We start from the raw sequence: 16,419 nt of genomic DNA on the forward strand, positions 1-16,419 counted from the left end.
ATTTTAAGTCAAATACCAAGGAGGCTTACTAACGAATGATTCGCATTGGCAAAATCAGCTATTGGCATGTTCATGCAGAAGATTACACGAAGCAGGCACTAGAGCATCCCGAGACGGAGCTGGCCGCGATCTGGGATGAACTTCCCGAACGCGGGCAGGCCAAAGCGGCGCAGTACGGAGTACCGTATTATGCCTCGCTGGATGAGATGCTCGCGCAGGATGACATCGATGCGGTCATCGTGGATGCACCAACGAATATGCATCGCGAGGTCATGGTGAAGGCGGCGGAGGTGGGCAAGCATATTTTCACGGAGAAAGTGATCGCTCCTACGGCGAAGGAAGTATCGGACATTCTTGCTGCGGTTCGAAAAGCAGGGGTGAAGCTGATGGTTTCCCTGCCGCGCCTGTACGACGGCTATACGCAGACGATTGACCGCGTGCTTCAAGGCGGCAAGCTCGGCAAGCTAACCATGGCGCGGGTGCGGCTGTCGCATAACGGCGCGACCGCGAACTGGCTGCCCGAGCACTTCTTCTCGAAGGAGCAGTGCGGCGGCGGCGCCCTCATTGACTTGGGTTGCCATCCGATGTACCTGGTACGGCGTTTTTTGGGTATGCCCGAAAGTGTAAGTGCGAATTTCGGTTATGTGACGGGCAAGGAAGTCGAAGACAATGCCGTAGCCATCCTGCGTTATGCGGAAGGCGCGCTTGGCATCGCCGAAGCGGGCTTCGTGAACAGCCACTCGCCGTTCTCCATCGAGCTTCACGGAACGGAAGGCACGCTGCTGTACGGGTTCCCGGATGAGGTTCCTGTCGTTCGTTACAACGGCGGGAGCGGACAATGGGAGAAGCTGGCGCTGGAGGACCGATTACCTTATGCGTTCAGCCAATGGGTGGAACATATCAAGCAAGGCACCGAGGCGACGGACAATATCGCAGCGGCTGTGGATCTGACTAAACTCATGGAAGCATCGAATCGTTCGGTAGCGGAAGGCCGGCCGATCCGGATCGACGAACTGGCTGAATAAACATAACAGATGACCATTGAAGGAAAAGAGGGATCAAGATGCGGGCAGATCATCGCGAATCGACAGGGAAGAAGCCGGTTGACCGTAAAGCGGCGGGGAGCGCAAGTCCTTTTCCGTACGCCAGAATGGCGGAAAGGCAGGATGCACTCGACCGGCTGGAGCTGCAATTCCGCTGGGGTGGTTACGGCATTCGCGTGCTGCGCTGCCATCTGGCCTCGTTTCCTCCTGGACATATCATTCAGTTTCATAAGCACTCGGGCTATGAATTTCATTATATTCCGAAAGGCAAAGGCAAAGTCATTCTCGTCGACCAGACCTATGATCTCCACGAGGGCATGTTCTATTTGACCGGACCGGATCTGGTGCATTACCAGGAATCGGACCCGGAAGATCCGATGTATGAGCTTTGTCTTCATTTGGAGATCGAGCCGCTGGAGGCGGACGCCCAGCCCGGCGGCTGGGGAGACGAGTTGGAGGCAGCGGAGGCGGAGGAGTGCATCACCTCGTTGGATCGTTTGCCCATCGCACCGGTCGTTGACCGGTTCCATGCGATGAGCGGTTTTCTGGAGGCGTACCGTATTTTGGAGGAGCAGCCGATCGGCTTCTACACGCTGCTGAAGCAGGAAATCGTGCAGATTTTGCTGCGCACCGTTCGCGTGCTGGACCGGGCCGACGACAGAAGGGGAATTCCAGAACGGGATATGAGCTTCCATCGCTACAAGTTGGCCACGCAATACATTCAGGACAACGAGAGCATGCCGATCTCGCTGGAGCAGGTTGCGGAGGCAATCGGGATCAGTCCCCGGCAGCTTCAGCGGATCTTCCGCAGTGAAGGGCGGACGACGTTCCGCGATTATTTGGAGCATACGCGGCTGACCGCGATCTGTTCGGACCTGCTCCTGACAGACAAAGCGATTGAGGAGATCGCCATTGCCCACGGTTTCGCGAATCCCAATTATCTGTATCCGGTGTTCAAGAGCAAGTACGAAGTGACGCCAAGCGCGTACCGCAAAATGCATGCGGGCGAGCATTCGGCGCCCCATTCCAAACGAGAGAAGGAAGCGAGCATATGAGTAAACAATTGCGTATCGGCATTATTGGAAGTGGCGGAATTGCCAAAGCCCACGTAGCGGCTTACCGGAAGCTTCCGTTCGTAGAGATCGTGGCAGTCGCCGACGTGATTCCGGGCAAAGCCGCGGATTTCGTGGAGGCGCTGCAATTGGTTGGCGCAGCAGCCTATGACGGCCATCGCAAGCTGCTCGAGCAAGAGTTGGATGCCGTCAGCATCTGTACGCCAAACGTCTCGCACCATGAGACAACGGTCGATTCGCTGAAGGCGGGCAAGCAAGTGCTGCTGGAGAAGCCGATGTCCGTCACGTTGGCGGAGGCGCTGGAAATGACCCAGGTTGCGCGCGACACCGGCAACATGTTGTCCATCGGGTTCCAGCCCCGCTATGACCCGAATATGAAGCTGCTGCAGGAAATTGTGCAATCCGGGCGTTTAGGCAAGGTCTACTACGCCGAGACGGGCGGCGGCCGTCGGCGTGGCATGCCGGGAGGCACGTTTATCAGCAAGAAGCTGGCGGGAGCCGGGGCGATGGCAGACATCGGCTGCTATTCGCTGGACATGGCGCTGAATACGCTGGGGTATCCTCGTCCGCTTTCGGTATCTGCTTTTACGTCGAACCATTTTGGCCGTAACCCGCTCTATCATCCTGAAGCGTCCAGATTCGAGGTAGAGGACTTTGGCGTGGCGATGGTTCGCTTCGAGAACGATCTTGTGTTGCAGTTCAAAATCTCTTGGGCGATGCACATGGACACGTTAGGCGCAACGATGTTCCTTGGTACCGATGCGGGGCTCAAAATCACGCCGGCAGGCAGCGGTCCATGGTCCGGCGTATGGGACGGCTCGGTAGGTTCAGTTACGCTGTACCACGACGAATACGGACGTAACACCCAGACCCCGATTCCACTCATCGAGCACAAATTGAACCTGTTCGACGAGAAGGTCCGAGACTTCGCAGAAGCGGTTCGCGACGGTCGTCCTGCGCCGATCCCCGGCGAGCAAATTTTGATCCAACAGGCGATTATCGACGGCGTGCTGCGTTCCGCTGAATTGGGCCGCGAGGTGTCTGTAGAACTGCCGCGAAATGATTAATCTATCATCGATATAAAGCATATCTCAACAGTCCCTGCGCTTCTTGGCAGGGGCTGTTTATGTTATGTCCCAGAAATGAGGGGGGAGGCAGGATTCAAGAGACTTCTTGTCGAACTATAGAACTATATAAGGGATTTTATGGAAAAGGAGGGATATATATGATTGCAAATCGATCTTTTATCTAACATATCGTGAAAACTATGAAAATTTAACATTCGATTTACAATGATATAAGCCATCTTTCATTTCATCTATGTTAGAATAAGTGACAAATTAGGGGTTCAGGAGGATGCGGATGTGGACTTATCTGATTCGCCGTGCCATTTATTCGGTGATTGTGTTATTTATCGTCATGAGCGTATGTTTTTGTGCGATGCGTTTTATGCCAGGGAACATCTGGTCCCTAAGCATTGGGATGACCGAAGAGCAGCTCCAATTCGCAAACGAACAGAAAGCTCTCTATGGTCTGGACTTGCCCATTTACCAGCAATATCTCCGGTGGATCAATGACCTGCTGCATGGGAACTTTGGTCTGGAATATAACCAGATCCCAATTAATCTGTACATCTGGAGATATGTCTGGAACAGCTTCACCTTGTTAGGCACGTCCATGATCATTGCTTTGATGATCGCTATTCCGTGGGGAATCTATAACAGCAGACGGCAGGATGGGCTATCGGATAAACTTGGCCTGATCCTAAGCCTGGTTGGGTACAGCATTCCCGCGTTTGTGCTGGGGCATTGGCTGCAGGAGATTTTTGCCTTCAAATTGTTTTGGTTCCCGCCAAGCAGCATGCATACCCCGAACAAAAAAGGAGAGCTGGACGACCTCATCTACCACATGGTACTCCCGGTTGCTACAGTCACGATCGGATTGATTGCTTATTATATGAAAATGGTCCGCACCAGCCTAATCGAGGTGCTGCCTTCTGAATTTCTGAATCTGGCTCGCGCCAAAGGGGCTTCGGAACGAAGAGTCACCTATCGACATGCGTTAAGAGTTGGTTTAATCCCCGTCATTACCATCATCATGCTGGATTTACCGACCCTGATTTCGGGTGCCGCGGTGGTAGAGAACGTTTTTAACTGGGAGGGTCTAGGAAGCTTGGCGGTCTATTCTGCGCAATCCCGGAATTATCCCTTGCTTCTTGTGATCATCCTGATTATCTCCGCCTTTGTAGTGGTCGCCAACTTTCTGGCGGACTTGCTCTACACGATCGTTGATCCTCGGGTGAAGATCCATCGAAAGGGCATCCTGCGGCAATGATCAGCCGGAAGGCAACGAGCTGTTCAAGCGCTGCATGAACTCCCGCGGCGATATACCCTCTACTTTTTTGAACACTTTGCTAAAATAAAACGCACTCTCATATCCCAGCTTTTGCGAGATTTCATAGATCCGGCCTTCCCCGCGAACCATCATTTCCTTGGCCGCCGCAATTTTCGTCTCCGTGACGTATTCCACGAAATTGATTTTGGCCGTTTTGGAGAACAGATGGCTTAAGTAATTGGGGCTGAAGTTAAAAACATCCGCCACCTGATTTAAGGACAGCTTGCTGCTCAAATTCCGTTTCACATAGTCCTGCACGTTTCGGACGATTTGTTCTTTGTAGCTCTGCTTGCGGGAAGACAGGATTTCGCAGCAACCGTCCCGGAATTGCACGAGCCAATCGATCACACCTTGGGTGGTTTGCTTTTTATAGATCGCGCGGTACCCCTCCGGCTCGTTCTCGAAAATTTGCTCGACTACGTTCTCACCGTCTGCCAGCAAAGAGGTGGCCATATATAAAATATTGCAAGCCGCATCGGTAGCAGGCACAAGCAGCTCGGGCCGGCCGTTAAACCGGTCGATGAGATTCGTGATCATAGTATGCAATGCGTGGGTATCCAGCTCCTCAAAGGCGCGGCGGATCTCCGAGCGAGAGATGATGGCGTCTACTCCTGGGGAAGCCAGATGGGCCGCTTCGCTTTGGGTGAAGAAAACAAACGATTGCTGGTCAAGGGCAAAAGGCAGCGCCCGGCGGGCAGCCAGGTAGCTCTCGTGCAGCATGTACGGGTCCTCCACGGCATTCCCAACCGCGCCGATAATTTTCACGTTGAAATAGGAATGAAGAACCTCTGCCATATGGTGCAGGAGCTCCTCTACCTCCGGCATCCAACGCTGCGGGTCTGGATCCGAGAGGGGCAGCACAATCGCGAAGTTCCGTAAATCCAGGCTGGTCACGAAGCAGGGTCGCGACGACGCGAGCGTATCCTTGGCCATCTGCACCGTGCTGGAGCACAAAGCGACCAGCTTATCCCCGCGCGGGGGAACGCTCTCCGGCCCCTGAATCCGGCAGGAGCAGACGAGGTAGGCAGGAGCGGATAAATCCAGTTCGAGATCGTCTTTTTGCAGAAGGAACTGATTTTTGTTCTCGAACAGCTGATTAAACAGGCGGATAAAAAATTTATCACGCAGCGCATGCAAATTGCTGCGGTACAGCATACTGGGGTAGCTCTCTGCGGTTTTATATTCCCCCAGTATGGCTACGGCCTTCTGGACGGATTCGGCCAGGATCTGCGGGGTCAGCTCCAGCTTGACCAAATAATCCGCCGCCTGCAGATGAATGGCGCGACGCGCATATTCGAATTCCTCATAGCTCGTTAAGAAGATGAAGAGCGGAATCCGGCCATTTTTGCTGCGCACGGATTCGGCGACCTGCAGACCGGTTTTGACCGGCATCTTAATGTCGGAAATCACAAGGTCGGGACGCAGCGACTCGATCATCTCCTCAGCCTGGGCGCCGTTGTGGGCGATACCAACGATTTCGATCTGATAATCTTCCCATTTGAGCATGGACTGCAGGCCGATGCAGACAAGCGCCTCATCATCGGCAATCAGCAATTTAATCATACGATCACTTCCTTCCGGGGTTTACGATAACGACAAGTTGTAAAAGACGGAGGTCACGACTTCCGGTAAGGCAACAGCAAGTGCATTCTGGTAAATTCGTTTAGCTTGCTTTCGATGGAGAGACCGTATCGATCCCCAAAGGTCAGACGCAGACGGTCGTGTACGCTGCGGAGTCCGATATTTTCAAACAGGCCTTTGGAGCCGGGTTCTTCTTGCTTGGACAAGATCGCATCAATTTGGGCTTCACTCATCCCCACGCCGTTATCCTCAATCGTAATCCGCACGTCGTACCCGGTTTTGGCTACCATCACCGTAATGTTGCCGCGTCCCTTCGGTTCGATCCCATGAAAAATCGCATTCTCCACCAGCGGCTGCAGCGTAAAGCGGGGAACTAGACTGGAAAGGAGCTCCTCGTCTTCAACAATCTGTTCCATTGTAATCGTACCGCCGTAGCGATATTTTTGAATGAGGAAATAGTCGTTCATCAAGCTAAGCTCTTCCCGCAGCGGAACCAGCTTGCGTTGATCCTTGGCGATGCTGCGCAGCAGCCGCGATAAGGAGGTGACCATTTCCGCGATTCCCGTAGCGTTCTGAATTGTAGCCATCCATCTGATCGAATTAAGTGTATTATAGAGAAAATGAGGGCTGATCTGGCTTTGCAGCATCCGATATTCCAGCTCCTGCTTCTGCTTCTCGTCCGCTACTCGGGATTCCATCAGCATCAAAATGTCTTGGGACAACCGGTTGATGCCGCGTCCCACATCCCCCAGCTCGCTGTTCCATTCGATATTCCGGTCGATAAAGAAATTGCCTTGCGCGATCTTATCGATCCGTTTCCGCAGCTTTTCCACGGGCAGGCTGATCGTGCGAGTTAAATACAACATTATAAAACCGCTTAATGCGATCACCAGCACGGATGCGCCAATCATCAGCAGCAGCCAAGCGTTCAGCTGCGGAGCAAATTGCTTCTTGTCCAGCGTCTGGGACAGCATAACGCCTTCCCGGACCGGATAGGACACGGAGATTTGACGTTCTCCGTCCTGCTCCATCCATTCGAGCTTGGTGAGCGCCCCGGTGGCCTCGCTTTTGTCGTACGGCAACACGGTGTAAGGGCTTTCGAGCGGCTGCACTTTGTCCCCTTCAATGCGGTATGTTTGGCTGCCGAGGGTAAGCAGCAATTCAGAGCCCTCCGGCAGACTGTATCCTTTTAGCTTATCGGTGATCACGGAGGTGTTAGCCAGAAGATAGACCGTCCCAATGCGTGCAGCCCGTTCACCGTAAATCGGCAGCACGATCGGGATGCCGCTGGAGCGGGAGAATGGGTCCTGGATCACGCGTTCCCAAGCTTCCTTCGCATCTGCGGACAGGCCGGGCAACTGGGTAATATTATGGATATTCAGCGGAACTGAAGCGCTTCCAGAATTGTCAACCTGAATAAACTTGTCTTGGTGATCCGTGATGATCAGGCGACGCACGTAGCTGTTGGACCGGTTAACCCGGAAGTCCTCCTGCATCGATAAGAAGACATTCAGCCTGTCTTTGGCGCTGGCGTCCGGCGAGATGAAATAGTTCTGAATCAGTTGATTGGTAGGCGAGTTCGTGCTGCTGGTTAAAGCCAAGGTGTTCAAGTTATTGAGATCTTGATCGATGATGTGAGAGACGAGCTGCAGGTTGAATTCCGTCGCCTGAATGGTCGTTTTACGCTGAAAATACGAGATCAGCTCATAGCTGAAAAAAGACAGAATCCCTGCGATCAGCAAGGCAAACATGGTCATGATCAGGATGATCCGGCTTTTGATAGTGGCTTTTCTTGCGCGCGTGTCGATCACCTCGTCCGGAGTAAGATCACTGCGAGTTTTTACCGATATAAACTACAATAACATGAGTTGACTTCATCAGCAGCGGCCCGGATCATAAACAACCATTTTTACATCTTTTGAGTATGATTTTACAGCTTTTCATCCGTTTCTTGAAGAAGCGAATAGAAAAGTGTAGGAAATGAACGCAAAAATGTATGCCCTTACATTTCGGATTTCGATACCATGTACCTAAGGATTCGGCGTTGCCGATCTGGAAAACAGGAGGAAAAGGGGTTTGAAGATGAGACGAAAGAAAGTATTCGGTATTACCTTGGCGGCCGTTCTCCTTATGGGTCTGCTGGCAGGCTGTTCCGGCAACAACGGAAACTCGGGCAAAGCGAATACCACAGAGCCTCAAACGAACAATTCTGCAAGCGTTTCCAATGAGACGGGCGATAAGCCGGTCACGCTGAAATGGGCGCTGTGGGACTGGGAGGCAACCGCTTACTACCAGCCTTTGATCGACGCTTATAAGAAAGACCATCCGAACGTAACGATCGAATATGTTGACCTTGGCTCTACCGACTACATGACGATGCTCAGCACACAGCTCTCTGGCGGTGCAGCCCTGGATATTCTGACCATCAAGGACATACCGGGCTACGTCAACCTGGTGAAGCAGAACCACCTAGAGCCGCTCAAGAGCTTCATTGACACCCAAGGCATTGATACTTCCCTCTACGGCGGAACGGTTGAGCAAATTCAAATGAACGGCGATGTGTACGCGCTGCCTTTCCGCAGTGACTTCTGGGTCGTTTATTATAACAAGGACCTGTTTGATAAAGCCGGAGTTCCTTATCCAACCAACGATATGACGCTGGATCAATACGACGAGTTGGCCCGTAAATTGACGTCCGGCAGCGGCTCGGAAAAAGTATACGGCGCGCATTACCACACTTGGCGCAGTGCAGTTCAGTTGTTTGGCATCCTGGACGGAAAGAACACCATCGTGGATGGCAACTATCAATTCTTGAAACCGATTTACGAACGGATTCTGAAACAGCAAGACGACGGCATCGTGATGGACTACGCTACGTTAAAGACCTCCAGCACTCACTATTCCGGCGTATTCTACAATAATTCCGTTGCGATGATGAACATGGGCAGCTGGTTTATCGCTACGCAAATCGACAAGGTGAAGAGCGGTGAATCCCAGGCTACAAACTGGGGGATCGTGAAATATCCGCATCCGGACGGCGTACCCGCCGGGACAACGCTGGGAACGATTACTTCCCTGGCCGTGAACCAAAAGTCCGCCAACAAAGAAGCGGCTTTAGAATTCCTGAAATTCGTCACCGGTGAAGAAGGCGCAGCGGTGATCGCATCCACGGGTACGATTCCGGCGATCAAAAACGATGAAGTGGTCAACTCCATCGCTTCCATGGACGGCTTCCCGACGGACGAGAACAGCAAAGAAGCTTTGACGACCGAAAGAACCTATCTGGAAATGCCGCTGCATGAGAAGAGTGCGGACATCGATGTCATCCTGAACGAAGCACACGACAACATCATGACGAAAAATGCGACCATCGACGAAGGGTTGGCAGATATGGAGAAACGGGTGCAAGAGGTACTCAATAACTAATCGCTGATCTCGCAGGAGATTTTGATGCTGCCAGGGGCGGGCTTGAAAGCCCGCCTTTTTTTCCCAATGCTCTAGCACAAGTTGGTTTGGAGGAGAAATCATGCAGAATGAACCCGTGTTAGGAACCAAAGTGGTTAAAAGAAGCGCGTTATCCAAGAACGTCAAAGATCATTTGGTGGCGTACAGCTTTATTGCCCCCAACTTCATCGGCTTTGCCGTGTTTACGCTGGTGCCGATGGTTTATGCGTTTGTGCTCGCCTTTGTGAAATGGGACGGGGCCAACCCGATGGAGTACGTGGGGCTGCGCAATTTTTCCCGGTTGCTAAATGACAGCACCTTTCACAAAGCTTTCTGGAACACCATTATTTATACGATTGGCGTTGTGCCGTTAACGATGGTCTGTGCGCTGGCGCTGGCGATCCTGTTGAATCAGAAGCTGTTCGGCCGCAACTTTATGCGGACCGTGTTCTTCTTCCCCTATGTCGCTTCGCTGGTTGCCGTGGCAGCCGTTTGGAATTTCGTGTTCAGCCCTACGATGGGGCCGGTGAACAATCTGCTGCACGCGATCACCGGGATCCCGATTGAGGATTTGCCCCGCTGGGCCGCAGATAAAGATTGGGCGATGTTTACGGTCGTTCTTTTTACAGTATGGAAAAATATGGGTTACTATATGGTCATTTATTTGGCAGGTTTGCAGGGAGTGAATCCCGAACTGTACGAAGCTGCCGAGCTGGACGGGGCCGGTCCTTGGAAAAGATTCGTCAACGTGACGATCCCGCAGCTGGCACCTACCACGTTCTTTGTACTGATGATCCTGATCATCAATTCGTTTAAAGTGTACGACATCTTTATCAACCTGTTTGCCGGTGCTGATAATCAGCTGAACAACTCGACCCGGGTACTTGTCTATCAAATCTATAATACCGCGTTCCGCTCGCTGGATTACGGGTACGCCAGCGCTATGGCGATCGTGCTGTTCCTGCTCGTTCTGGGGATCACCTTGATTCAATTTCAGGGCGAGAAGAAGTACGGACAATAGGAGGATGCAAAAATGACAGGAGCTAACAAACAAGTCAAAGTCGTTGCCAAGATTTTTGCGTACCTGGTGCTCGCGGTCGTTGTGCTGTGCATGCTTGTTCCCTATGCGTGGATGCTGTCTTCCTCGCTTAAATTAAATAAGGATGTGTTCTCGTTCCCGATGCAGTGGATCCCGGATGCTCCAAGGTGGCAGAACTACGTGGAAATCTGGACGCGGATCCCGCTCGGCCGGTTTATATACAACACGGCGAAGCTGTCGGTGATCGTCACTTTGCTTCAGCTGCTGACTTCCAGCTTTGCGGCGTATGCTTTCTCGAAGCTGCGGTTCAAAGGGAGACATGCGCTGTTTCTTGGCTATATTGCCACCATCGCCATTCCGTGGCAGGCCTACATGGTTCCGCAGTTTATCATGATGCGCTCCATGGGGTTAAACAACACCCATCTTGCGATTATTTTTCTGCAGGCGTTCTCGGCCTTTGGCGTGTTCTTGATGCGCCAGTTCTATCAAGGCATCCCGGATGAGCTTTGCGAAGCGGCGCGCATTGACGGATTAAACGAATACGGGATCTGGGCGAAAATCATGCTTCCGCTCTCGAAGCCGGCGCTGTCCACGCTGACGATCTTCACGTTCGTCAATACGTGGAACGATTTCCTCGGGCCGATGATTTACCTGACCAAGACGGAACTCAAAACGATCCAAATCGGGCTGCGGATGTTCATTACGCAGTATTCCGCTGAATATGGCTTAATTATGGCCGCCAGCGTCATTTCTATCATTCCGGTGCTGATCGTCTTCCTGGCGCTGCAAAAATATTTCGTGCAGGGCGTGGCCTCGTCCGGTATTAAGGGGTAATAGATCATGGTCCCGGATAAAAAGGAGTTGAGGAAATGAAAGTAACGGTTAATGCTCCGCTCCAAACGCGCAGCGATATGGTGAACGTTTTGGAAGAGCTGGTGCGTCCCCTTCGGCCGTTCTATAGCGAAGGCGGCGCCCGGCTTGTGCTTGGCAAGAGCGGGGTGTCCTACCCGGCGGCTGTAGCGGAGATGGAAGGGTTCTCCCGGGTGCTGTGGGGATTGGTGCCGCTGCTTGCCGGCGGCGGCAGCAGTGAGTTATGGGACGTCGTCCTGGACGGCATTCGCTGCGGCACGAACCCGGAGCATCAGGAGTATTGGGGCGAGGTTGGCGATTATGATCAACGGCTCGTGGAGATGGCGGTTTTTGGATTTGCACTGGCGTTGATCCCGGAACACATCTGGGAACCGCTTCGCCCGGAAGAGCGTGACCGGCTGTACAGCTGGCTGAATCAGATGAACCAGCATCCTTGTTACGATTGCAATTGGTTGTTCTTTAACGTACTGGTGAATGTGGGCTTCCGCAAAGCCGGCTTGCCTTACGATACGGAGCAGCTGGAGCGGAATTTGGACCGGCTGGACGCGTTTTATCTGGAGGACGGCTGGTACAGCGACGGTGTCGGGGGACACAGCGACTATTACGTCCCGTTTGCCTTTCACTATTACGGGCTGCTCTATGCGCGTATCATGGAAGAGGAAGATCCGCAGCGTTCGCAAGTGTATAAAGAGCGGGCCGCGTTGTTCGCCGACGCTTTTCTCGCTTGGTTCGCCCCAGACGGGGCAGCGCTGCCGTACGGACGCAGCTTAACCTACCGTTTCGCCCAATCCGCCTTCTGGAGCGCACTGGCTTATGCCGGTGTGGACGTGTTGCCAATGGGGGTATTAAAGGGGCTGGTGCTGCGCAATTTGCGCTGGTGGTTAAGCCGGCCCATTCGCAGTTCCGAGGGGCTGCTTACGGTGGGTTACGCTTATCCAAACCTGGTGATGGCGGAGAACTACAATTCGCCCGGTTCGCCGTATTGGGCGCTGAAAGCGTTTCTGCCGCTGGCATTGCCGGAGGACCATCCGTTCTGGACGGCGGAGGAGCTGCCGCTGCCGGAGCTGCCGGCGCTGAAGGTCCAGCGCCCGGCGCATCTTGTGCTGGCCCGCGATCCTGCGACCGGTCATGTAGCGGCCTTCAACACCGGCCATCGCGGCACGAACGAGCACACCCATACCTCGGCCAAATACGAGAAACTTGTGTATTCCACCGGGTTCGGGTTTAGTGTGCCGCGCGCGGAGTGGGGCTTGTCCCAAGGTGCGTTTGACTCCATACTGGCGCTCAGCGAAAAGGGAGATAACCTGTACCGGGTAAGACGCCGGAACTTGGACACGTCAATTCAGGATAACGTGCTGTATGCGTTATGGAAACCTTGGTCTGACGTAGAGGTGCGCTCCTGGATCGTTGCCGGACTCCCCTGGCATGTGCGGATTCATCGCATCGAGACGAAACGACCGCTCGACATCGCGGAGGGAGGATTCGCGCTGGGGGTGGAAACGGAGTTGACGGAGTGGATCGAGGGGACGGAACGGACAGGGCTGGCGGAGCTAAAAGAGAAGAGTGGAGAGGGCCGGATCGCTGCGGGAGCAGCAAGCCCCTTTGGAGCCAGCGGGGTGCAAAGCTTGCTTGGCTTCGAATCGGTCGAGCTGATTCGCCCGAACGCCAATACCAATGTTCTGTATCCTCGCACCGTTCTTCCCACGCTCCTCGCTTCCCTGGAACCGGGGGTACACCTGCTCGCGTCGGCGGTTTACGGCGATCCGTCGCCGGGAGCCTCATGGCAACCAATTACGCTTGATGCGTTAAACCTCGCGATAGGAGAGCGGGAGATCGTGATAACGACCTGCTCGGGGAACGAAATCCATATTGAGCTGGCTTAGTTAACGCCGCTGTTTTGGGCTGCGGTGGAAGGAGGAATGCTGATGAACGTTCGCGAGGGCTGGGAGCAGCTGGCTGAAAGCCTGATCCCTTTGAAGGCTGATGATTACTATCCGCACGGCAGCGGGCTGGCGTTTTGGGAATCGCTGCGCGAGGCGCCGGAGGCCCCGGCCGAGCTTGAAGTGATCCGGAGCGAGGGGGAGCGGCTGCTGAAGTCCCCAGCGGAAGAGCTGACCTATTCGTTGTTTTCTTTATTTGCCGTTCAGGGTTCGCGGCTGGAGTATGAGCGGGTGTATTTTGAGAAGCGGCGGCGGCTGAACACCTTCGCCTTTCTGTCGCTGCTTGAACCGGAGTCGGCGGCGTACGAAGCGGCGCTGCGGGATGCCATCTGGGCGATCTGCAGCGAGTTTACCTGGTGCTTGCCCGCGCATGTGGATGCGAAGCGTCCGGTCTCGGAGACCATCGACCTGTTCTCGGCGGAGACGGGGTTTGCGCTAGCCGAGTTATCTTTGCTGCTAGGCACGCGTCTACCGGAGCTGCTGCGGGTGCGGATCGCCGAACTGGTGGATGAACGGTTGTTCCGGCCATTCCTTGAGAAAGGCCCTTACCATTGGGAGGAGCTGACGAACAACTGGTCGGCGGTTTGCGCTGGCTCGATTGGTTCGGCTGCGCTGCTGCTGATGACAGAACAGCGCGACCACGCCCGGCTGGCTCAGATTTTGGAGAAAACCGAGCGCAGCATGGGCTTCTATTTGCAAGGCTTCGGCGAGGATGGCGGTTGTCCGGAAGGGCTGGGATACTGGAACTACGGGTTTGGCTACTTTGTGTATTATGCCGACCTGCTGCTTAAGCGAAGCCGGGGGCAACGGGATTGGTTCAACGAGGACAAGGTACGGCGAATTGCCGAGTTCCAGCAAAAATGCTTTCTGGGCGGCCGGCTGGTCGCTAACTTCTCCGACGCGCAGCCATATGGGAGCGTCCAGCCCGGGCTGTCGCATTACCTTGCGGAGCGGTACGCGGAGGTGGAAGCTCCGCCTGCCTTGCTCCATGCGGATTACCGCGAGGATCACTGCAGCCGCTGGGCGCCGGCGCTGCGCAACCTGATTTGGCGGGACTGCAAGGCGGCAGGCACGGCGGAGTGGAGAGACGGCGACTTTGTGTTTGAGGACGCCGGCTGGTTGATCTCGCGCTTTACAACCGCAGGGGATACGTTTGGTTTTGCCGCAAAAGGCGGGCACAACGGGGAATCGCATAATCACAACGACTTGGGCCATTTCATGTTGGCGGGCGGAGGCGCGTTTTTTCTGTCCGATCTCGGGTGCGGGGAATATACGCGGGATTATTTTGGCGAGGCCCGGTATGGATATGACTGTAACGGCTCGCAAGGGCATTCCGTCCCGATCATCAACGGTCGTATGCAGCAGGAGGGACGGGAAAGAGCAGCTTCGATGATTCGCTGCGACACGTCTGCGGAAGCGTGCGAGTTCACCTTGGAGCTGTCCGGCGCCTATGAGGACGAAAATCTGCAGTCCTTCAACCGAAGTTGGGTTTGGAACAAGACGGAGCTGCCTAGCTTGGCGCTTCGGGACGACTTCCGGTTTACGGAAGCGCCGGACAGTCTGACGGAGCGGTTTGTGAGCCCGATTCAGCCGGAGATGGCCAGCCCGGGGCTGCTTCGTTTCGTTCGAGGCCGGCTGGCGCTGGAGCTGTATTACGACCCGAATCAGCTGGAGGCGGAGATTAAGGCACGAACCTACCGGGATCATTATGGGAAGGATTCGATATGGTACGCGTTGGATTTTCGGGTTAAGCAGCCGGAAGCGGGATTTGGCGTTAACTTTCTTTTTCAATTCGCCCGGCAATAAGGAGAATGGAGGAACGAGGTCATATGCATATGGGAAACGAAAGGGCATGGGTGGAAGAGGCCTGGACGAAGTCGCTGGACAAAACGCTGCGGAACACGGCGAGAATTGGCTCCGGGTTTCCGCACGCCAGCAAAGGCGGGGTTTATGATCTGGCTGAGCCGGCCTGGTGGACAGCGGGCTTCTGGCCGGGTTTGCTGTGGCTGCTGTATGAGGGAAGCGGCCGGGAGGAATTGAAAGCGCTGGCACAAGAATGCGAGACCAAGCTGGATGAGGTGCTGGACGGCTACGTGCGGCTTGATCACGATCTGGGGTTTATGTGGACGCTGACCAGCATCGCTTCCTATAAGCTGACGGGGAGTGAAATCTCGCGCATTCGGGCGCTGAAGGCTGCGAACTATTTGGCGGCCCGCTTTAATCTGAAGGGGCGCTATATTCGGGCCTGGAATCCGTGGAAGGAAGGGGAGCGGAATGAAGGCTGGGCGATCATCGATTGCTGCATGAACCTGCCGCTGTTGTTCTGGGCGTCCCGGGAGAGCGGCGATCCCCGATTCGCGCATGTCGCTGAAGCGCATTTGGACACCGTGCTCCATCATTTTGTTCGCGACGACGGCTCGGTCTATCATATCGTGGTCTTTGACCCGGTCACAGGCGAGCGGGTTGGGCCGCAAGGCGGCCAAGGCTACGCGCCGGAGTCGGCCTGGTCGCGCGGGGCCGCCTGGGCGATCTACGGCTTGACGCTGGGCTTCCACCACACCGGTAAGCCGGAGTATCTGTCCGCCGCGAAGCGGGCGGCGGATTTCTTCCTCAGCCAGCTGCCGGACGATCAGGTGCCGGCTTGGGATTTCCGCGCGCCGGAAGAGCTGCGCGAGCTGCGGGACTCGTCCGCCGGTGCCTGCGCGGCCAGCGGGCTGTTGCTGCTGGCGGAGAAGCTTGGCGGCGAAGGAACGGCCGCTACCAAGTACCGCGAAGCCGGCGAACGCATTCTGGAGTCGCTGTACGACAACTACGGCGCGTGGGACGACCCGGCGGAAGAGGGGCTGATCCTGCACGGGACGAGCAACTACCCGCAGGGGACGAACATCGACGTTCCGCTGATTTACGGCGATTATTTCTTTGTGGAAGGGCTCGCCCGGCTGAAGGGCGGCGGGCCGACGTATTGGGAATGAGGCGGACGCAGATATGAAAACAGGGTTGCTATACAATCGCATCTGATAGCGATTGGAGCAACC

The 16,419-nt window shown here is 54.7% G+C and carries 12 protein-coding genes; 10 read left to right on the forward strand and 2 right to left on the reverse strand.

The features are described from left to right. The first annotated feature begins 35 nt into the window (after positions 1–35). The 4 genes from NSQ80_RS05330 (at position 36) to NSQ80_RS05345 (ending at position 4,450) form a co-directional block, all read left to right on the forward strand. Positions 36–1,025, forward strand: coding sequence for a Gfo/Idh/MocA family oxidoreductase (locus NSQ80_RS05330; protein WP_339301683.1), 990 nt, complete (start codon positions 36–38; stop codon positions 1,023–1,025). A gap of 38 nt (positions 1,026–1,063) precedes the next feature. Next, positions 1,064–2,098: a helix-turn-helix domain-containing protein gene (locus NSQ80_RS05335; protein WP_339301685.1), complete on the forward strand. Its 1,035-nt coding sequence runs from the start codon at positions 1,064–1,066 to the stop codon at positions 2,096–2,098. Continuing rightward, positions 2,095–3,183: a Gfo/Idh/MocA family oxidoreductase gene (locus tag NSQ80_RS05340; protein ID WP_009226295.1), complete on the forward strand. Its 1,089-nt coding sequence runs from the start codon at positions 2,095–2,097 to the stop codon at positions 3,181–3,183. The genes NSQ80_RS05335 and NSQ80_RS05340 overlap by 4 nt, the downstream gene beginning before the upstream one ends. A 295-nt stretch (positions 3,184–3,478) precedes the next feature. Further along, positions 3,479–4,450, forward strand: a complete 972-nt coding sequence (locus NSQ80_RS05345; RefSeq protein ID WP_339301687.1) for an ABC transporter permease — start codon at positions 3,479–3,481, stop codon at positions 4,448–4,450. Here the strand turns inward: NSQ80_RS05345 and NSQ80_RS05350 are convergent, their stop codons facing one another. Next, entirely contained in the window at positions 4,451–6,073 is a 1,623-nt protein-coding gene (locus tag NSQ80_RS05350) for a response regulator (protein WP_339301689.1), read from the reverse strand. Positions 6,074–6,126: 53 nt separating this feature from the next. Beyond that, the gene (locus NSQ80_RS05355; protein WP_260069890.1) at positions 6,127–7,848 is read right to left on the reverse strand and encodes a sensor histidine kinase; all 1,722 of its coding nucleotides are present in this window, start codon (positions 7,846–7,848) and stop codon (positions 6,127–6,129) included. A 325-nt stretch (positions 7,849–8,173) separates the two neighbouring features. On the opposite strand from NSQ80_RS05355, the gene NSQ80_RS05360 reads away from it, so the two are divergent. The 6 genes from NSQ80_RS05360 to NSQ80_RS05385 all read left to right on the forward strand — a co-directional run bounded on the left by NSQ80_RS05360 (position 8,174) and on the right by NSQ80_RS05385 (position 16,356). Further along, on the forward strand, positions 8,174–9,517 hold the full coding sequence (locus NSQ80_RS05360; protein WP_260069912.1) for a sugar ABC transporter substrate-binding protein: 1,344 nt from the start codon (positions 8,174–8,176) through the stop codon (positions 9,515–9,517). Between the two features lie 100 nt (positions 9,518–9,617). Further along, entirely contained in the window at positions 9,618–10,556 is a 939-nt protein-coding gene (locus NSQ80_RS05365; protein WP_339301691.1) for a sugar ABC transporter permease, read from the forward strand. A 12-nt stretch (positions 10,557–10,568) separates the two neighbouring features. Beyond that, positions 10,569–11,408 carry a carbohydrate ABC transporter permease gene (locus tag NSQ80_RS05370; protein ID WP_009226435.1) on the forward strand — a complete coding sequence of 280 codons (840 nt, stop codon included), beginning with the start codon at positions 10,569–10,571 and terminating at the stop codon, positions 11,406–11,408. A gap of 35 nt (positions 11,409–11,443) precedes the next feature. Beyond that, positions 11,444–13,327, forward strand: coding sequence for a DUF2264 domain-containing protein (locus NSQ80_RS05375; RefSeq protein ID WP_339301694.1), 1,884 nt, complete (start codon positions 11,444–11,446; stop codon positions 13,325–13,327). A 42-nt stretch (positions 13,328–13,369) separates the two neighbouring features. Continuing rightward, entirely contained in the window at positions 13,370–15,190 is a 1,821-nt protein-coding gene (locus NSQ80_RS05380) for a heparinase II/III family protein (RefSeq protein ID WP_339301696.1), read from the forward strand. Positions 15,191–15,219: 29 nt separating this feature from the next. Next, complete coding sequence (locus NSQ80_RS05385; protein ID WP_339301698.1) at positions 15,220–16,356, forward strand: glycoside hydrolase family 88 protein; 1,137 nt, start codon at positions 15,220–15,222, stop codon at positions 16,354–16,356. Positions 16,357–16,419 lie beyond the last annotated feature (63 nt).

Source organism: Paenibacillus sp. FSL K6-2441 (assembly GCF_037964765.1).
In the GTDB taxonomy this organism is placed as follows: Bacteria; Bacillota; Bacilli; order Paenibacillales; family Paenibacillaceae; genus Fontibacillus; species Fontibacillus phoenicis.